The 17934-nt window shown below is 69.6% G+C and carries 10 protein-coding genes; 9 read left to right on the top strand and 1 reads right to left on the bottom strand.

The window, feature by feature from the left end; all coding sequences use genetic code 11:
- The first annotated feature begins 142 nt into the window (after nucleotides 1-142).
- The 9 genes from SGA01_RS06560 to SGA01_RS06520 all read left to right on the top strand — a co-directional run bounded on the left by SGA01_RS06560 (nucleotide 143) and on the right by SGA01_RS06520 (nucleotide 17557).
- Nucleotides 143-1561, top strand: a complete 1419-nt coding sequence (locus SGA01_RS06560; RefSeq protein WP_141294250.1) for an ABC transporter substrate-binding protein — start codon at nucleotides 143-145, stop codon at nucleotides 1559-1561.
- 95 nt (nucleotides 1562-1656) lie between these two features.
- Nucleotides 1657-2616, top strand: coding sequence for a carbohydrate ABC transporter permease (locus tag SGA01_RS06555; RefSeq protein ID WP_141294248.1), 960 nt, complete (start codon nucleotides 1657-1659; stop codon nucleotides 2614-2616).
- Nucleotides 2617-2631: 15 nt separating this feature from the next.
- Nucleotides 2632-3507 carry a carbohydrate ABC transporter permease gene (locus tag SGA01_RS06550; RefSeq protein WP_141294246.1) on the top strand — a complete coding sequence of 292 codons (876 nt, stop codon included), beginning with the start codon at nucleotides 2632-2634 and terminating at the stop codon, nucleotides 3505-3507.
- A 108-nt stretch (nucleotides 3508-3615) separates the two neighbouring features.
- Nucleotides 3616-5226 carry a glycoside hydrolase family 13 protein gene (locus tag SGA01_RS06545; protein ID WP_141294244.1) on the top strand — a complete coding sequence of 537 codons (1611 nt, stop codon included), beginning with the start codon at nucleotides 3616-3618 and terminating at the stop codon, nucleotides 5224-5226.
- 110 nt (nucleotides 5227-5336) lie between these two features.
- Nucleotides 5337-7409: a glycosyl hydrolase family 28-related protein gene (locus SGA01_RS06540; protein ID WP_141294242.1), complete on the top strand. Its 2073-nt coding sequence runs from the start codon at nucleotides 5337-5339 to the stop codon at nucleotides 7407-7409.
- A 136-nt stretch (nucleotides 7410-7545) separates the two neighbouring features.
- A complete protein-coding gene (locus tag SGA01_RS06535; RefSeq protein ID WP_055639474.1) occupies nucleotides 7546-8556 on the top strand; it encodes a LacI family DNA-binding transcriptional regulator in 1011 nt (336 codons plus the stop codon).
- 407 nt (nucleotides 8557-8963) lie between these two features.
- Nucleotides 8964-12341 (top strand): CARDB domain-containing protein, encoded by a 3378-nt coding sequence (locus tag SGA01_RS06530; RefSeq protein ID WP_141294240.1) that lies wholly within the window; start codon nucleotides 8964-8966, stop codon nucleotides 12339-12341.
- Between the two features lie 176 nt (nucleotides 12342-12517).
- Nucleotides 12518-16807, top strand: a complete 4290-nt coding sequence (locus tag SGA01_RS06525) for a discoidin domain-containing protein (protein ID WP_141294238.1) — start codon at nucleotides 12518-12520, stop codon at nucleotides 16805-16807.
- A 177-nt stretch (nucleotides 16808-16984) separates the two neighbouring features.
- The gene (locus SGA01_RS06520) at nucleotides 16985-17557 is read left to right on the top strand and encodes a GNAT family N-acetyltransferase (RefSeq protein WP_141294236.1); all 573 of its coding nucleotides are present in this window, start codon (nucleotides 16985-16987) and stop codon (nucleotides 17555-17557) included.
- Nucleotides 17558-17620: 63 nt separating this feature from the next.
- Here SGA01_RS06520 and SGA01_RS06515 read toward each other — a convergent pair.
- A partial coding sequence (locus SGA01_RS06515) for an NPCBM/NEW2 domain-containing protein (RefSeq protein ID WP_174867219.1) occupies nucleotides 17621-17934 on the bottom strand: 314 nt, incomplete at its 5' end.

Genomic DNA, 17934 nt, shown 5'->3' with positions numbered 1-17934 from the left:
GGCCGATTGTCGAGCAATTACGAAATCAGCGCGATATCTTGCGTTCACTTGTTGCGGGTGGTTGAGTGTGCCGCGCCCCACACCGCAGACGCCGTCCGTCGGTGGGGCGACCTCCACGTTCTTGCCCGAAGGGGACCACTCGATGAGAAGTGCCAGGCTCCGCCGTACCCGCCGCGCCAGCGCGGTCACCCTCGTCTCCGCGATGACGCTGACCGCGCTTGCCGCCTGTGGCACGAGCAGCAGCGACAACGACGGTGACGGTGCTTCACAGCCGAGCGGCTCGACCGACGCCTCCGCCCCGCTGGACCCGAAGACCAAGGTGTCGATCACGATCGACTGCATGCCGCCCGCGGCGAAGGCCGCGGAGCTGAAGGAGTGGAAGGAGGACGTCGCCGAGTTCAACAAGACGTACCCGAACGTCACGATCGAGGGCCGCTCCACCCCCGGCCAGTGTCTGGAGCCGCCGCGGTTCACCGCGATGCTCAAGGCCAAGTCGCAGCCGGACGTCTTCTACACCTACTTCACCGACCTGCCGCAGGTCCTGTCGGAGGGCGGCGCCGAGGACATATCCGCGTACGTCAGCGACAAGACGGTCCCGGCGCTCAAGGACATCGATCCCGACGTCCTCGGCTCCCTCAAGCAGGACGGCAAGCTGTACGGCCTGCCCACGAGCAACTACACGATGGGCCTGCTCGTCAACCGCAAGCTCTTCAAGGACGCGGGACTCGACCCCGACGCCCCGCCGCGCACCTGGGAGGAGGTCCGCGCCGCCGCGAAGAAGATCGCCGGCCTCGGCGAGGGCATCTCCGGCTTCGGCGAGTACAGCGCCGGCAACACCGGCGGCTGGCACTTCACCGCCCAGCTGTACAGCCTCGGCGGCGACGTCGTCGACACGAGCGGCAAGAAGGCAGCGTTCAACAACGACCTCGGCAAGCAGGTGGCGAAGAACCTCCACGCCATGCGCTGGGAGGACGACAGCATGGGCAAGACCCAGCTGCTGAAGTGGGGCGACCTCCAGAAGCAGATCGCCACCGACAAGCTGGGCATGTTCCTCGCCGCCCCCGACGACATCACGTACATGGTCCAGCAACTCGGCGCCACGTACGAGAACTTCGGCATGGGCCCCATCCCCGGAGGCAAGAACACCCTCGCCGGCGGCAACAACTACATGATCAAGAAGGGCATCTCGCCCGACAAGATCAAGGCCGGCATCGCCTGGCTCAACTTCAAGAACCTCACCGTCGGCAAGGGCCAGTTCGACTGGGACCGCGCCAAGACCGACAGCCTGCCCGTCGGCCTCCCGCAGCCGAACTTCTGGCTGAACGAGTCGAAGAAGACGGACGACGCCGGCCGCGCGGCCAGCGCCACCATGCCGGTCGCCAACTTCAAGGCCTTCATGGCCGACCCCGTCCCGGGCAAGGCCGAGCCTCCGAAGGCCCAGGAGATCTACAAGGTCCTCGACAACGTGATGTCCGGCATCCTCACCAACAAGGACGCCGACGTCGACAAGCTCCTCTCGACCGCCGAGACGCAGGTCAACCAGGTCCTGGCCAACCAGTGACGGGACCGGGCGGGGCAGGCGCCGTCAACAGGCCCGCCCTGCCCGGCAGTTCCGGACCGCCGGCAGACACGGCAGTCCCGTACCAAGGAGCACGAATGTCGGCCCCGAGCCTGACCCCGAGCAAGGCGGCGCCTTCCCGCCACTCCACGCCGCGCCAAGAGGGCCCCGCGGCCCCCGGCGGCGCTTTCGCCAAGAGCCTGCGGCGCAATCTGACGGCCCATGCGTTCCTCATCGGCGCCGTCCTCTGTTTCGCCGTCTTCTCCTGGTACCCGATGGTCAGGGAGTTCCTCCTGGCCTTCCAGAAGACCGAGAGCGGCAGGACGGTCTGGGTCGGACTGGACAACTTCACCACCGTCTTCAACGATCCGGCCTTCTGGCAGGCCTGGGGCAACACCCTCTGGTTCACCGCCCTCGCCCTGGTCCTCGGCTTCGCCGTCCCCTTCGTCCTGGCGATCACGATCAACGAGTTCCGGCACGGCAAGGGATACCTGCGGCTCCTGGTCTATCTGCCGGTGATGCTGCCGCCGGTCGCCGCCGTCCTGCTCTTCCAGTACCTGTACGACCCCGGCTACGGCCTCCTCAACGAACTCCTCAGCTTTCTCCACCTGCCCGAGCAGCAGTGGCTCCAGGACGCGGACATCGCGATGTTCGCCCTCGTCATCGCCTCGACCTGGATGAACATGGGCGGCGCGACCCTGATCTACCTCGCCGCGCTCCAGGGCATCCCGGGCGAGCTGTACGAGGCGGCCGAGCTCGACGGCGCCGGCCTGTTCCGCAAGATCTGGCACGTCACCATCCCGCAGACGCGCCTCATCCTCTCGCTGATGTTCCTGATGCAGATCATCGCGACCATGCAGGTCTTCGTCGAACCGTTCCTGCTCACCGGCGGCGCCGGACCCGAAGGGTCGACGACCACCGTCGTGTACCTGATCTACCAGTACGCCTTCAACTTCAACAACTACGGCGCCGCGGCGGCCCTCGGCCTGCTCCTGCTCGTACTGCTCGCCGGATTCTCGGCGGCGTACGCGAAACTCAGCCGCTCCGAGGACGCGTAGGACCGGGAGAACAGCATGTCCACACGTACGCTCATCTCACCGGCCGTGCTCGCCAGGCCTCGCGGCAAGCGCCTCTACTGGAGTGCCTTCGCCCTGGTCGTCGGCGGCTTCACCCTGGTGTTCCTCGGGCCGCTGTACTGGCTGGTCTCCAGCGGATTCAAGGACACCCAGGAGGTGGTCCGGACCCCGCCGACACTGGTGCCGGAGAGCTTCACCCCCGAGAACTACAGCCGCGCCTGGGAGGTCATGGACCTGTCCTCCCTGCTGTTCAACACCTTCTACTACGCCTTCGGCGCCCTGGTCTTCCAGCTGGTCCTCGACGTGGCGGCGGCCTATTCGCTGTCCAAGCTGCGGCCGGTGCTCGGCAAGGCGATCCTCGGGATGATGCTCGCCACCCTGATGATCCCGGCGACCGTCCTGGTCGTGCCCCAGTACCTGACCGTGCTGGATGTGCCGATCGTCGAGCGGAACCTGCTGAACACCCCGTGGGCGATCTGGCTGCCGTCGGTCACCAACGCCTTCAACATCTTCCTGCTGAAGCGGTTCTTCGACTCCATTCCGAAGGAGATCCTGGACGCCGCGTCGATCGACGGCGCGAGCCCGTCACGGATCCTGTGGTCGATCGTCCTGCCGATCTCCCGGCCCATCCTCGGCGTGGTGTCGATCTTCGCGGTCGTCGGAGTCTGGAAGGACTTCCTCTGGCCGATGCTCACCCTCCCCGACCCGGCGAAGCAGACCCTCAACGTGGGCATCTACTCGCTCTCCAACGGGGTCCCGGTGAACGTCCTCATCGCCGCCCTCACCATCGCCTCGCTGCCGACCCTGCTCGTCTTCCTGGTCTTCCAGCGCAACATCATGGGCGGTCTCACCGCCGGCGGCCTCAAGGGCTGACGCCGCACCGCCCCTTCCCCGAAGCCTTCGCCGTCGTCCCGGGCCCATCCCGTCCCCGCACTCCGGGACGACGGCGAAGTACCCCTACCTGCCCGAAAGGAATACCCCGTGGCAGCCCCCACCCCGACCCGCACCACCGACTGGTGGCGCGAGGCCGTCATCTATCAGGTCTACCCGCGCAGCTTCGCCGACGGCGACGGGGACGGCACCGGTGATCTCGCGGGCGTCCGGGCCAGACTGCCGCACCTCGCCTCGCTCGGCGTCGACGCCGTCTGGTTCACCCCCTGGTACGCCTCCCCGATGGTCGACGGCGGCTACGACGTCGCCGACTACCGCGCCATCGACCCCGCCTTCGGCACCCTCGACGAAGCCGAGAAGGTCATCACGGAGGCCGCCGAACTCGGCCTCCGCGTCATCGTCGACATCGTCCCCAACCATGTCTCCGACCAGCACGCCTGGTTCCGGGAGGCCCTCGCCGCAGGCCCCGGCAGCCCCGCGCGCACCCGCTTCCACTTCCGCCCCGGCCGTGGCGAGGACGGCGAGCTCCCGCCCAACGACTGGCCCTCGCAGTTCTCCGGCAGCACCTGGACCCGTGTCCCCGACGGCGAGTGGTACCTCCACCTCTTCACCCCCGAACAGCCCGACCTCAACTGGTCCCACCCCGACGTCCGCCGCGAGCACGAAGAGGTCCTCCGCTTCTGGTTCGAACGCGGAGTCGCCGGCGTCCGCATCGACTCCGCCGCCCTCCTCACCAAGGACCCGGAGCTCCGCGACTTCACCGAGGGCAGCGACCCCCACCCGTACATCGACCTCGACGAGATCCACGACGTCTACCGCTCGTGGCGGGCGATAGCCGACGAGTACGGCGCCGTCTTCGTCGGCGAGGTCTGGCTCCCCGACGCCGAACGCTTCGCCCGCTACCTCCGCCCCGACGAGCTCCACACCGCCTTCAACTTCAACTTCCTCGCCTGCCCCTGGGAACCGGACCGGCTCCGCCGCACCATCGACGACACCCTCGCCGAACACGCCCCCGTCCACGCCCCCGCCACCTGGGTGCTCTGCAACCACGACGTCACCCGCACCGCCACCCGCTACGGCCGCACCGACACCGCCTTCGACTTCGCCGCCAAGCGGTTCGGCACCCCCGCCGACCTGGAGCTCGGCACCCGCCGCGCCCGCGCCGCCGCCCTCCTCACCCTCGCCCTCCCCGGCTCCGTCTACCTCTACCAGGGCGAGGAACTGGGCCTCCCCGAGGCCGACATCCCCCTGGACCGCATCCAGGACCCCATGCACTTCCGCTCCGGCGGCACCGACCCCGGCCGCGACGGCTGTCGTGTCCCCATCCCGTGGGAGGCCGGAGCCCCGGCGTACGGCTTCGGCGGCGACGCGGGCGCGGAGCCCTGGCTGCCGCAGCCCGCCGACTGGGCCCGCTACGCCGTCGACCGGCAGAGCGCCGACTCCGACTCCATGCTCGCCCTCTACCGCACGGCCCTCGGACTGCGCCGCTCGGAGCCCGGCTTCGGCGACGGGATGCTCACCTGGCTGCCCGCCCCCGACGGCGTCCTCGCCTTCACCCGCGACTCCGGCCTGACCTGCGTCGTCAACCTCTCCGACGGTTCCGTGCAACTCCCCGCCCACCACACCCTGCTCCTCGCCAGCGGCCCCCTCGACCCCGCCGGCACCCTCCCCACGGACACCGCCGCCTGGCTGCGCGCCTGAGCCACGGGCCGCTTCGCCAACGCCCTCCGCACGTCGCGAGCGCGTCCCGGCCGCTCGCCGCCGTGATTCCCGCGCGCCGCAGGTCCTCCCCTTCAGAGAAGCGAGCTCCGATGATCCCCAGCCACGTCCGCCCGCGCGTACGCACCGGTGCGAGAGCCACCGCCGTCGCCTGCGCCCTCCTCTGCCTCGGGCAGGTGGCCGGCGGGAACGCGGCCGCCGCTCCCACCGCCGCAGCCGCCGCCCCCACCGCGCCCGCCGCCGCGGTGGGCGCGGATCCCGCCCGGCCCGTCGTCACCCGCGCCGGCCTCGACCCGGCGCTGGCGGCCGGGCGGGGCGCCGACGTCGCCTTCGACGAGCAGGAGGCGGAGAACGCCCGTACCACCGGCACCGTCATCGGCCCGGACCGCACCCCGTACACCCTTCCCTCGGAGGCGTCCGGCCGGAAGGCGGTCCGGCTCGTCCCCGGGCAGTACGTCGAGTTCACGCTGCCCCGCGCCGCCAACGCCCTGACCGTCCGCTACAGCATCCCGGACGCCGTCGCGGGCGGCGGCATCACCGCGCCCCTCGACGTCACCGTCGACGGACGGCACCGACGCACGCTGACCCTGACCTCCCAGTACTCCTGGCTCTACAACCAGTACCCGTTCACCAACGACCCCGGCGCCGGCCTGCTCCACCCGGACTGGTGGCTCGCCGAGTGCTCCTGCGTCCCGGCCGCCACCACACCCGCGCCCGAGTTCCCGAAGCCCTTCCGGCCGACGCACTTCTACGACGAGCAGCGCCTCCACCTCGGCAGGACCTACGGGGCAGGGGAGAAGGTACGGCTCACGGTGCCGGCCGGCAGTCCCGCAGCCTGGACGGTGATCGACCTCCTCGACACCGAGCTCGTCGCCCCGCCGCACGTCGAACGCGGCGGTGTCGACGTCCGCGCCCTCGGCGCCGACCCCACAGGACGCAGGGACGCGGCCCCCGCGATCGAGCGTGCCATCGCCCTCGCCCGCCGTACCGGCCGGCCCGTCTACCTGCCGCCGGGCACCTTCCGCGTCGACCGGCACATCGTCGTCGACGACGTCACGATCGTCGGCGCCGGTAACTGGCACACCGTCCTGAAGGGCCGCCAGGTCACCCTCGCCGAACCCGCCCCTGACGGTTCCCGGCACACGGGCGTCGGCCTCTACGGGAGGTCCGCCGCCGAGGGCGGCAGCCGCAACGTGCACCTCAGCGGCTTCACCATCGACGGCGACGTCCGGGAGCGGATCGACACCGACCAGGTCAACGCCATCGGCGGCGCCATGAGCGACTCCACGATCGACGGCCTCCACCTGCGCCACACCAAGGTCGGCCTCTGGTTCGACGGCCCGATGCGGAACGTGCGGATCACGAACAACGTGATCACCGACCAGATCGCCGACGCCCTCAACCTCCACACCGGCGTCACCGACTCGCTCGTCCGGAACAACTTCATCCGTAACACCGGCGACGACGGCATCGCCCTGTGGTCGGAGAAGACCGCCGACGCCCGCAACACCGTCGCCCGCAACACCGTCCAGTCACCCACCCTCGCCAACGGCATCGCCGTCTACGGCGGCGCCGACACCACCGTCGCCGGCAACCTCGTCGCCGATCCCGTCCGCGAGGGCAGCGGGCTCCACGCCGGCGCCCGCTTCGGCGCCGAACCCTTCACCGGCGCCCTCCGCTTCACCGACAACACCACCGTCCGCGCCGGCACCCTCGACCTCAACTGGAAGATCGGCCTCGGCGCCCTCTGGTTCTACGCCCTCGACGGCTCGATCGACGCCGACGTCCGGGTCACCGGAGACCATTACCTCGACTCCACCCACAACGCGATCATGCTGGTCAGCGAGTACGGGGTGAAGGACCGCTACGGCATCCCGTCGGTCCACTTCAAGGACATCCGGGTGGACGGCACCGGGAACTCCGTGCTCAGCGCCCGCACGGCGGGCTCCGCCACCTTCGAGAACGTCGACGCCCGCAACGTCGGGGCCGTCGGCGTGAACAACTGCGGCTCCTTCAACTTCCCCACCACGGGCTCCGAGTTCACGCTCGCCGACCGGGGCGGCAACGAAGGCGGCTGGCTGGCCCCCTGGCTGCTGCCGAACACCCTGACGTGTGACGACCGCCCGCCGGTCGTCACACCCCCGGCCCCCGCGCCCTGGTCCTGACGCCCTGGTCCTGACGCCGGTCCTGGCATCGGTCTGTCGTCGGTCGTCGGGGGAGGCGCCCTCTTACGTCATGAAGCCCGCTGGGTCTGTCGAATTGGCGCAATTCTCTTGCGTTATTTGCGCTAGACTTGCGTGTATGACGCGACGACTTGCTCAGGTGGCGAAGAAGGTGGGGGTCAGCGAGGCGACGGTGAGCCGTGTCCTCAATGGCAAGCCCGGGGTCTCGGACGCGACCCGGCAGTCCGTGCTGACGGCGCTCGACGTGCTCGGCTACGAGCGCCCGACGCAGCTGCGAGGCGAGCGCGCCCGGCTCGTCGGACTCGTCCTGCCGGAGCTGCAGAATCCGATCTTCCCGGCGTTCGCCGAGGTCATCGGTGGTGCGCTCGCCCAGCAGGGACTCACCCCGGTGCTCTGCACGCAGACCAAGGGCGGTGTCTCCGAAGCCGACTACGTGGACCTGCTGCTCCAGCAGCAGGTCTCGGGCATGGTCTTCGCCGGCGGTCTGTTCGCGCAGGTCGACGCCCCGCACGAGCACTACTACCGGCTTGCCGAGCGCAACATCCCCGTCGTCCTCGTCAACGCCTCGATCGAGGGCCTCGACTTCCCCTGCGTCTCCTGTGACGATGCCGTCGCCATCGAGCAGGCATGGCGCCACCTCGCCTCGCTGGGCCACGAGAAGATCGGGCTCGTGCTCGGCCCCGAGGACCACGTGCCGTCACGCCGCAAGCTGGAGGCCGCCCGGGTGGCCGCGAAGGCGGCCGGCATGGAGTGGGACGACGATCTCGTGGAGCGGTCGATCTTCTCGCTGGAGGGCGGGCAGGCCGCCGCCGCGCGCCTCCTGGGGCGCGGGGCCACCGGCATCGCCTGCGGCAGCGACCCGCTGGCGCTGGGCGCGATCAGGGCCGCCCGGCGTCGCGGGCTCTCGGTCCCGGCCGACGTGTCGGTCGTCGGTTTCGACGACTCCGCCTTCATGACCTGCACGGAGCCGCCGTTGTCGACGGTGCGCCAGCCCATCGAGGCCATGGGGCGCGCCGCCGTCGACCTGCTGATCGCGCAGATCCAGGGCACCCAGCACCACCCCGGTGAGCTGCTCTTCGAGCCCGAGCTCGTCGTCCGCGGCTCGACGGCCCCGCCGCCCGCGCGCTGATCCTTCGGCGGGCCCTCGCTCCCGGACCCTCCTTTTCTTCGGCTCCCAACTGCCCGTCCGTGCACGACAACTGAACAGCCATCACCTGACGGCACCGGTATCACCGCCCTGAGCGGCTCTGATACCGGTGCCGTCGGCGTTTCCGGTAGATGACGGCTGCTGGCAACCGGACGGGACCCGTTGACAAAGTCGCCATCCAGTAGAAACCTTGCGGGCTGACGGCGCAAATGAGCCACAGAGTTACTCAAGAACATGGCTAGCCGTCATTCGATCCTTGTCGGAGCCATGACGGGCTCCTGGCGCGTGACCCTGTCGAACTCTTCCGAGCTCCCTTGCGCGTCCCCCGGTGAGGGGTGCCCGGGACGGAGACAGGCCATGGGCCGTGCCCGCATCGCGGAGAGGCCACCATGAGAGGCACACACCCGAGCAGGCGGTTGGGGGTCGGTCTGCTGACAGCGGGCCTGATCTCCGTAGGACTGCTCCCCGTCCCCGCGCAGGCGGCGGGCGAGACCAACCTCGCGCTCGGCAGAGCGGCCACGGCCGGCGGCACGCACGGCGGCTATCCGGCGTCCCACGTCACGGACGGAAGTCAACAGTCCTACTGGGAAGGCCCGTCGGGGTCCTTCCCGCAGTGGGTGCAGGTCGACCTCGGCACCCAGGTCGATCTCGACCGTCTCGCGCTCAAGCTGCCCACCGGCTGGGAGAAGCGCAGTCAGTCCCTCGCCGTCCTCGGCAGCGCGGACGGCAGCTCGTTCAGCACGATCACCGCCGGCCAGGCACGCTCGTTCGACCCGTCCGCCGCCAACACGGTGAACATCGACCTGCCCACCACCACGGCCCGCTTCGTACGCGTCCAGGTGGCCTCCAACACGGGCTGGAACGCCGCCCAGCTCTCCGAGGTGGAGATCTACGGCGAGACCGGCGGCGAGGACCCCGGCGACCCGCCCCCGGTCACGGGCACGAACCTGGCGCGGAACAAGCCGATCGAGGCGACGTCCACGGCCCAGAACTACGGGGCCGCCAACGCCAACGACGACAACACCTCCACCTACTGGGAATCGGCGGGATTCCCCGGCGGTCTCACCGTCAGGCTCGGCTCGGACGCCGACATCGAGGCCGTCGTCGTCAAGCTCAACCCCGACTCCGTGTGGGGCCCGCGGACCCAGTCCCTGGAAGTCCTCGGCCGCGCCTCGGCGGACACCGCCTTCACCACCCTGAAGGCACGCGCCGACCACGTGTTCAGCCCGTCGGCAGGCCAGAACACCGTCACCATTCCGGTGACCGGCCGCGTCTCCGACCTGCGGCTGACCGGCTTCTCCAACAGCGGCGCACCCGGTGTCCAGGTGGCGGAGATACAGGTGCTCGGCACGTCCGCCCCCGCCCCGGACTTCGTCGTCAACGAACTGACCTGGGAACCGGCCACCCCGTCCGAAGCCGACGAGGTGACCGCCAAGGTCACCGTCCGCAACGCCGGCACCGGACCGGCCGTGGCGACCACGGTGAACGTCAGCGCCGAGGGCACCGTCGCCGGCTCCGCCCCGGTGCCCGCACTCACCGCCGGGCAGTCGACGACGGTGAACGTCCCCATCGGCAAGCGCCCGATGGGCTCCTACACCGTCTCGGCCGCGGTCGACCCGACCGACACCGTGCCCGAGCTCGACAACGGCAACAACAGCCGTACCGCGACGAACAAACTGAACGTCACCCAGACACCGGGCCCGGACCTGACGGTCACCGGCATCACCTCCAACCCGGCCACACCCGCCGTCGGAGCACCCGTCTCCTTCACGGTCGCCGTCAAGAACCGCGGCACGACCGCCGTTCCGGCCGGGACCACCACCCGCCTGACCGTCGGCTCGACCACCCTGTCGGGCACGACTCCGGCCATCGGCGCGGGAGACACCACCAACGTCGCCGTCACCGGAACCTGGACCGCCACCAACGGCGGCGTCACCCTGACCGCGACCGCCGACGCCACCGGCACCGTCACCGAGACGAACGAGAACAACAACGTCTTCGCGCGGTCCCTGGTCGTCGGGCGCGGTGCCGCCGTCCCGTACACCGAGTACGAGGCCGAGGACGCGAACTACCGCGGCTCCCTCCTGTACACCGACTCCACCCGCCCGTTCGGCCACACCAACTTCGCCACCGAGTCCTCGGGCCGCGAGTCGGTACGCCTGAACACCACCGGCGACTACGTGGAGTTCACCTCCACCAACGCCGCGAACTCCGTCGTCGTGCGCAACGCGATCCCCGACGCGCCCGGCGGCGGTGGGCAGGAAGCCACCCTGAGCCTCTACGCCGACGGCCAGTTCGTGCGGAAACTGACGCTCTCCTCCAAGCACAGCTGGCTCTACGGGAACACCGACCAGCCGGAAGGGCTCACCAACACCCCGGGCGGCGACGCGCGGCGCCTCTTCGACGAGTCCCACGCCCTGCTGACCCAGTCCTACCCGGCCGGCACGAAGTTCCGCCTCCAGCGGGACGCGGGCGACACCGCCGCCTTCTACATCCTCGACCTGGTCGACCTGGAGCAGGTCGCGCCGGCGGCCCCCAAGCCGGCGGAGTGCGCGTCGATCACCGCGTACGGCGCGATCCCCAACGACGGCATCGACGACACCGACGCCATCCAGCGGGCCGTCACGGCGGACCAGAACGGCGACATCCCCTGCGTGTGGATCCCGGCCGGACAGTGGCGCCAGGAGCAGAAGATCCTGACCGACGACCCGCTCAACCGGGGCACCCACAACCAGGTGGGCATCCGGGACGTCACCATCCGCGGCGCCGGCATGTGGCACTCGCAGCTGTACACGCTGACCCCGCCGCACCTGGCGAACGGCATCAACCACCCGCACGAGGGCAACTTCGGCTTCGACATCGACGACAACGCCAAGATCTCGGACATCGCCATCTTCGGCTCAGGCACCATCCGCGGCGGCGACGGCAACGCCGAGGGCGGTGTCGGCCTCAACGGACGCTTCGGCGAGAACACCAAGATCAGCAACGTCTGGATCGAGCACGCCAACGTCGGCGCCTGGGTCGGCCGCGACTACTCCAACATCCCCGAGCTGTGGGGACCGGGCGACGGCCTGGAGTTCAGCGGCATGCGGATCCGCAACACCTACGCCGACGGCGTCAACTTCGCCAACGGCACCCGCAACTCCACCGTCTACAACTCGTCCTTCCGCAACACCGGTGACGACGCCCTGGCCGTCTGGGCCAGCAAGTACGTCAAGGACACCTCGGTGGACGTCGGCCACGACAACCACTTCCGCAACAACACGGTCCAGCTGCCCTGGCGCGCCAACGGCATCGCGGTCTACGGCGGTTACGGCAACACCATCGAGAACAACGTCGTCGCCGACACCATGAACTACCCGGGGATCATGCTCGCGACCGACCACGACCCGCTGCCCTTCTCCGGGCAGACCCTGATCGCCAACAACGCGCTGCACCGCACCGGCGGTGCCTTCTGGAACGAGGACCAGGAGTTCGGCGCCATCACCCTCTTCGCGCAGGGACCCGACATCCCCGGCGTCACCATCCGGGACACCGACATCCACGAGTCGACCTACGACGGCATCCAGTTCAAGACCGGCGGCGGCGCCATGCCGAACGTGAAGGTCTCGAACGTCCGCATCGACAAGTCGCTCAACGGCTGCGGCATCCTCGCGATGGGCGGCGCGCGCGGCAGCGCCACGCTGACCGGCGTCACGATCACGAACTCGGCCAAGGGCGACGTCTGCTCCCAGCCCGGCACGCAGTTCGTCTTCCACCAGAGCTGACGCCCTGACACCGGTGGGACGCCCGCCTCCGCAAGCGGGCGTCCCACCGCAACCACCGGAACTGCCGCACCCACCTCACCCACCGCCCCCTCCCGCAATCCCCGGATCCATCAGCCGAGTCCCGCGCCCGCCGGCGCCCCGGCACGGGCGGCCGCGCGACCGAGAAGCGAGGAACGATGAGAACCCCCACCTGGCGATCACGGTGCTTGAGCGCCGCGATCGCGACGAGCCTGCTGGCGCTGGGAGGCCCCCTGATGGCCGCCCATGCCGCCGGCGGACCGAACATCGCGCTCGGCGACAGCGCCTCCTCCAGCAGCGCACAGGCCGGCTACTCCGCAGGCAACATCACCGACGGCAACCAGGGCTCGTACTGGGAGAGCGCCGGCTCCGGCCTGCCCCAGTGGGTGCAGGCCGACCTCGGCACGGCGACCCGCGTCGACGAGGTGGTCCTGAAGCTGCCCGCCGGCTGGGAGACCCGGAACCAGACCCTGTCCATCCAGGGCAGCGCCGACGGCACCACCTTCACGACCCTGAAGAGCTCCGCCACCTACACCTTCAGTCCCGGATCCGGGAACACGGTCACCGTCGCCTTCCCGGCCACCCAGGCCCGCTTCGTCCGCGTCGCGGTCACCGCCAACACCGGCTGGCAGGCGGCCCAGCTCTCCGAACTGGAAGTGCACGCCGCCGAGGGCTCCTCGGCGAACCTCGCCGCCGGCAGGACCCTCACCGCCGGCAGCCACACCGAGGTGTACGCCGCGCCCAACGCCAACGACGGCAACCGGGCCAGCTACTGGGAAAGCGGCAACAACGCCCTGCCGCAATGGCTCCAGGCCGACCTCGGCGCCACCGTGGCCGTCAACCGGGTCGTCCTCAAACTGCCGGCCGGCTGGGGCGCCCGCAGCCAGACCCTGAAGATCCAGGGCAGCGCCAACGGCACCGACTTCACCGACCTGTCGGCCTCCCAGGCATACGCCTTCAACGCGGGCAACGACAACACCGCGACGATCGCCCTGGACTCCACCACGACCCGCTACGTGCGCGTCCTGGTCACCGCGAACACCGTGCAGCCCGCCGCCCAGATATCCGAACTGGAGATCTACGGCCCGGCCACGGGGGACACCCAGGCCCCGACCGCCCCCGCGAACCTCGCCTACACCGAGCCCGCCACCGGCCAGATCAAGCTCACCTGGAACGCCTCGACGGACAACGAGGACGTCACCGCCTACGACATCTACGCCAACAACACCCTGCTCACCACCGTCGCCGGAGACGTCACGACCTTCACGGACAACCGGCCGGGCAACCAGACCGTCTCGTACCGGGTACGGGCGAAGGACGCGGCGGGCAACCAGTCCGGTGACAGCAACACCGTCACGCGCGTCGGCGACGCGGGGGACACCCAGGCGCCGACAGCCCCCGCGAACCTGGCCCACACCGAGCCCGCCGCCGGCCGGATCAAGCTGACCTGGACGGCCTCCACCGACAACAGGGGCGTCACGGCGTACGAGGTCTACGCGAACAACGTCCTGCGCGGCAGTGTCGCGGGCGACGTCACCACGTACACCGACAGCCAGCCGGCGAGCGCCACCGTCACGTACCACGTGGTGGCCAAGGACGCGGCCGGCAACACCTCGGTCGCCTCCAACCGAGTCACCCGCAACGGCAGCGGGGGCAACGGCTCCAACCTCTCCGTCGGCAAGCCTGTCGAGGCCTCCTCCACGACGGCGAACTTCGCCGCGGCGAACGCCAACGACAACGACACCGCCACCTACTGGGAGGGCGCGGGCGGCAGCTACCCGCAGACCCTCACCGTCAAGCTCGGCGCCAACGCCGACCTCGACAGGCTCGTGCTCAAGCTCGACCCGGGGCAGGCCTGGCAGGCCCGCACCCAGACCATCGAGGTCCTCGGCCGCGAGCAGAACGCCACGGGCTTCACCAGCGAGATCGCGGCCAAGAGCTACTCCTTCGACCCGGCGAACGGCAACACCGTCACCGTCCCGCTGACCGAGAGACTGGCGGACGTCCAGCTCAGGTTCACGTCGAACTCCGGCGCTCCGGCCGGACAGCTCGCCGAGTTCCAGGTCGTCGGCGTTCCCGCGCCCAACCCGGACCTCACCGTGACCGGCCTGTCCACGGCGCCGGCCTCGCCCGAGGAGGACGACGAGATCACCGTCTCCGCGGTCGTCCGCAACGACGGCGCGGTCGCCGCACCGGCGAGCAAGGTCGCCGTCCGACTCGGCGGCACCAAGGTCGCGACCGGGCAGGTCCCGGCCCTCGCCGCGGGGCAGCAGACCACCGTCCCCGTCTCCGTCGGCGTGCGCGCATCCGGCTCGTACGAGCTCGGCGCGGTCGCGGACGAGGCGAACGAGGTCCTGGAACAGAACGAGACCAACAACACCTACACGCGGCCGTCCGCGCTCGTGGTCAAGCCGGTCGTGAGCGCGGACCTCGTCACCGGCTCGGTGACGACCACCCCGTCGAGCCCGACCGCCGGCGATGCCGTGACGTTCAAGGTCACGGTGAGGAACCAGGGCACCGAGCCGACCGCGGGCGGCGACCACGGCGTGACGCTGGAGCTGGTCAACAGTCAGGGCGGCGTGGTCAGGACGCTGACCGGCGTCCACACCGGAGCGCTGGCGCCCGGAGCCTCGGCCCAGGTCAGCCTAGGCACGTGGACCGCCGTGAACGGCTCGTACACCGTCAGGACGGTGCTCGCCGCCGACGCGAACGAGCTGCCGGTGAAGCGCGAGAACAACACGCAGACGCAGCCGCTCTTCGTCGGACGCGGCGCGAACATGCCGTACACGATGTACGAGGCGGAGGACGGCACCGCCGGCGGTGGAGCCACCGTCGTCGGCCCCAACCGGACCGTCGGCGACATCGCCGGTGAGGCGTCCGGCCGGAAGGCCGTCACCCTGGACGCGACCGGCGAGTACGTCGAGTTCACCACCCGGGCCGCCACCAACACCCTCGTCACCCGCTTCTCCATCCCGGACGCCCCGGGCGGCGGCGGCATCGACTCCACCATCAGCGTCTACGTCGACGGGGTGTTCAAGAAGGCCCTGCCACTCACCTCGAAGTACGCCTGGCTGTACGGCGCCGAGGCGGGCCCCGGCAACGACCCTGGCTCCGGTGCCCCGCGCCACATCTACGACGAGGCGCACCTGCTGCTCGGCGAGACCGTCCCCGCGGGCAGCAGGATCCGGCTCCAGAAGGACGCCGCGAACTCCGCCGCCCACTACGCGATCGACTTCGTCAACCTGGAGCAGGTCGCGCCGGTCCCGAACCCCGACCCCGCCACCTACACGGTGCCGGCCGGCTTCACACACCAGGACGTGCAGAACGCGCTCGACAAGGTCCGCATGGACACCACCGGCAAGCTCGTCGGCGTCTACCTGCCGCCCGGCGACTACCAGACGTCCAGCAAGTTCCAGGTGTACGGCAAGGCGGTCAAGGTCGTCGGCGCGGGCCCCTGGTTCACGAAGTTCCGGGCACCCACCACGCAGGACAACACCGACATCGGATTCCGGGCCGAGGCCACGGCGAACGGCTCGCTCTTCAAGGGCTTCGCCTACTTCGGCAACTACGTCACCCGCATCGACGGTCCGGGCAAGGTCTTCGACTTCCAGAACGTCGCGGACATCGTCATCGACGACATCTGGAACGAGCACATGGTGTGCCTCTACTGGGGCGCCAACACCGACCGGATGACGATCAAGAACTCGCGGATCCGGAACATGTTCGCCGACGGCATCAACATGACCAACGGATCGACGGACAACCTGGTGTCCAACAACGACGCCCGGGCGACCGGCGACGACAGCTTCGCGTTGTTCTCGGCGATCGACGCCGGCGGCGCGGACATGAAGAACAACGTCTACGAGAACCTGACCACCTCGCTCACGTGGCGGGCCGCGGGGATCGCGGTGTACGGCGGATACAACAACACGTTCCGCAACATCCACATCGCCGACACCCTCGTCTACTCCGGCATCACCATCTCGTCGCTGGACTTCGGCTACCCGATGAACGGCTTCGGGACCGTCCCGACGAACTTCGAGAACATCTCGATCGTCCGGGCGGGCGGACACTTCTGGGGCAACCAGGCCTTCCCCGGCATCTGGATCTTCTCCGCCTCGAAGGTCTTCCAGGGAATCCGGGTCAGCCACGTGGACATCGTCGACCCCACGTACAGCGGCATCATGTTCCAGACGAAGTACACGGGCTCGCAGCCCGAGAACCCGGTGAAGGACACCGTCTTCACGGACATCTCCATCACCGGTGCGAAGCGAAGCGGTGACGCCTGGAACGCCAAGTCCGGCATCGGTATCTGGGCCAACGAGATGCCCGAGCCCGGCCAGGGCCCCGCCGTCGGTGAGGCCACGTTCAACTGCCTGCGCATGCAGGACAACGCCGAGAACATCCGCAACACCACCAACCTCAAGCTCACCGTCAACCCCTGCTGAAAGGGATCGACCCCGCAAGGAGACCGCCGGCGCCCCCGCACTCCATGGCGGGCGCCGGCGGTCAGCGGGACCGGACCGACTGCGATCGTGCAAGCCGTCGAGCAACCGATGCCGTCATCTCGCCGGCCATCGGAGGCCGAGCGGCGGGCACCAGGTCCGCCGTGACATCGTAGTGTCATGACCATCGAAGTCCGCCCGGCTTCAGCCTTCGAGGATGTCCGCACCCTGGTCGGTCCGAAGTCACCGGGGGCCAACGTCTGCTGGTGCCTGAGCTACCGGATCCCTTCCAAGCTCAACAACGAGCTCCGTGGCCCGGCCCGCGGTGAGTACGTCGCCGAGCTGTGCCGGACGGGACCCCCTCCGGGGGTGCTCGCCTACGACGGTGACGAACCGGTCGGCTGGGCCGCCGTGGCGCCGCGCTCGGACACCTCCTTCGCGCGCAGCCGCACGATCCCCCATGTCGACGATCTGCCGGTCTGGTCGCTGTGGTGCATCCGGGTACGCCCCGGTCATCGCAAGAAGGGGATCTCGCACGCCCTCATCGCCGGCGCGGTCGAGTTCGCCCGTGCCCACGGCGCTCCGGTGATCGAGGCGTACCCCATCGACAGTGGTGGCGCCAAGATCGACGTGACGATGGCGTACGCCGGGATCCGCAAGAACTTCGAACGCGCCGGCTTCACCCACGCCGCCGACACCACTTCGGTGCTGGCCGGCCATCCCCGGGTCCTGATGCGGCTCGACCTGCGCTGATGGATCAGCCGAGCCGCCTTCACCGGGCCCTGGGACGGGCCGTCGGCAATCGCAACTGCTCGTCTAGGTAAGGAGCGTGGCTCCGGCCCAGTCGGCGTGGTCGCTGTTGATGCCGTCGCCGGCGTCGGTGACCTTGAGGGTGAGGGTGGTGACTCCGGTGACGTTCAGGTCGATGGAGGTGGTGGCGGTGGTGGGGGTCATCGGGGTGGGGGATTCGTAGAGTTTGGTGCCGTCGCCCCAGACTTCGAACTTCACGGTCGCGTTGTTCGTGACTTCGTCGTCGACGCCGAGGTCGGACTGGAAGCGGGTGTAGCCGCCGTTGAGGGTGTAGGTGATCGTGCTGTTGGCGTGCGTGCCGATGCCCTTGGTGTAGGTGG

It is taken from the genome of Streptomyces gardneri, assembly GCF_006539185.1.
Lineage (GTDB): Bacteria > Actinomycetota > Actinomycetes > Streptomycetales > Streptomycetaceae > Streptomyces > Streptomyces gardneri.
This window is presented reverse-complemented; position numbering and strand designations above follow the sequence as displayed.

Bases quoted from the DNA above. Each gene is read 5' to 3' on its own strand.
- SGA01_RS06560 (WP_141294250.1), top strand. From the start codon at position 143: ATGAGAAGTGCCAGGCTCCGCCGTACCCGCCGCGCCAGCGCGGTCACC.
- SGA01_RS06555 (WP_141294248.1), top strand. From the start codon at position 1,657: ATGTCGGCCCCGAGCCTGACCCCGAGCAAGGCGGCGCCTTCCCGCCAC.
- SGA01_RS06550 (WP_141294246.1), top strand. From the start codon at position 2,632: ATGTCCACACGTACGCTCATCTCACCGGCCGTGCTCGCCAGGCCTCGC.
- SGA01_RS06540 (WP_141294242.1), top strand. From the start codon at position 5,337: ATGATCCCCAGCCACGTCCGCCCGCGCGTACGCACCGGTGCGAGAGCC.
- SGA01_RS06535 (WP_055639474.1), top strand. From the start codon at position 7,546: ATGACGCGACGACTTGCTCAGGTGGCGAAGAAGGTGGGGGTCAGCGAG.
- SGA01_RS06530 (WP_141294240.1), top strand. From the start codon at position 8,964: ATGAGAGGCACACACCCGAGCAGGCGGTTGGGGGTCGGTCTGCTGACA.
- SGA01_RS06525 (WP_141294238.1), top strand. From the start codon at position 12,518: ATGAGAACCCCCACCTGGCGATCACGGTGCTTGAGCGCCGCGATCGCG.
- SGA01_RS06520 (WP_141294236.1), top strand. From the start codon at position 16,985: ATGACCATCGAAGTCCGCCCGGCTTCAGCCTTCGAGGATGTCCGCACC.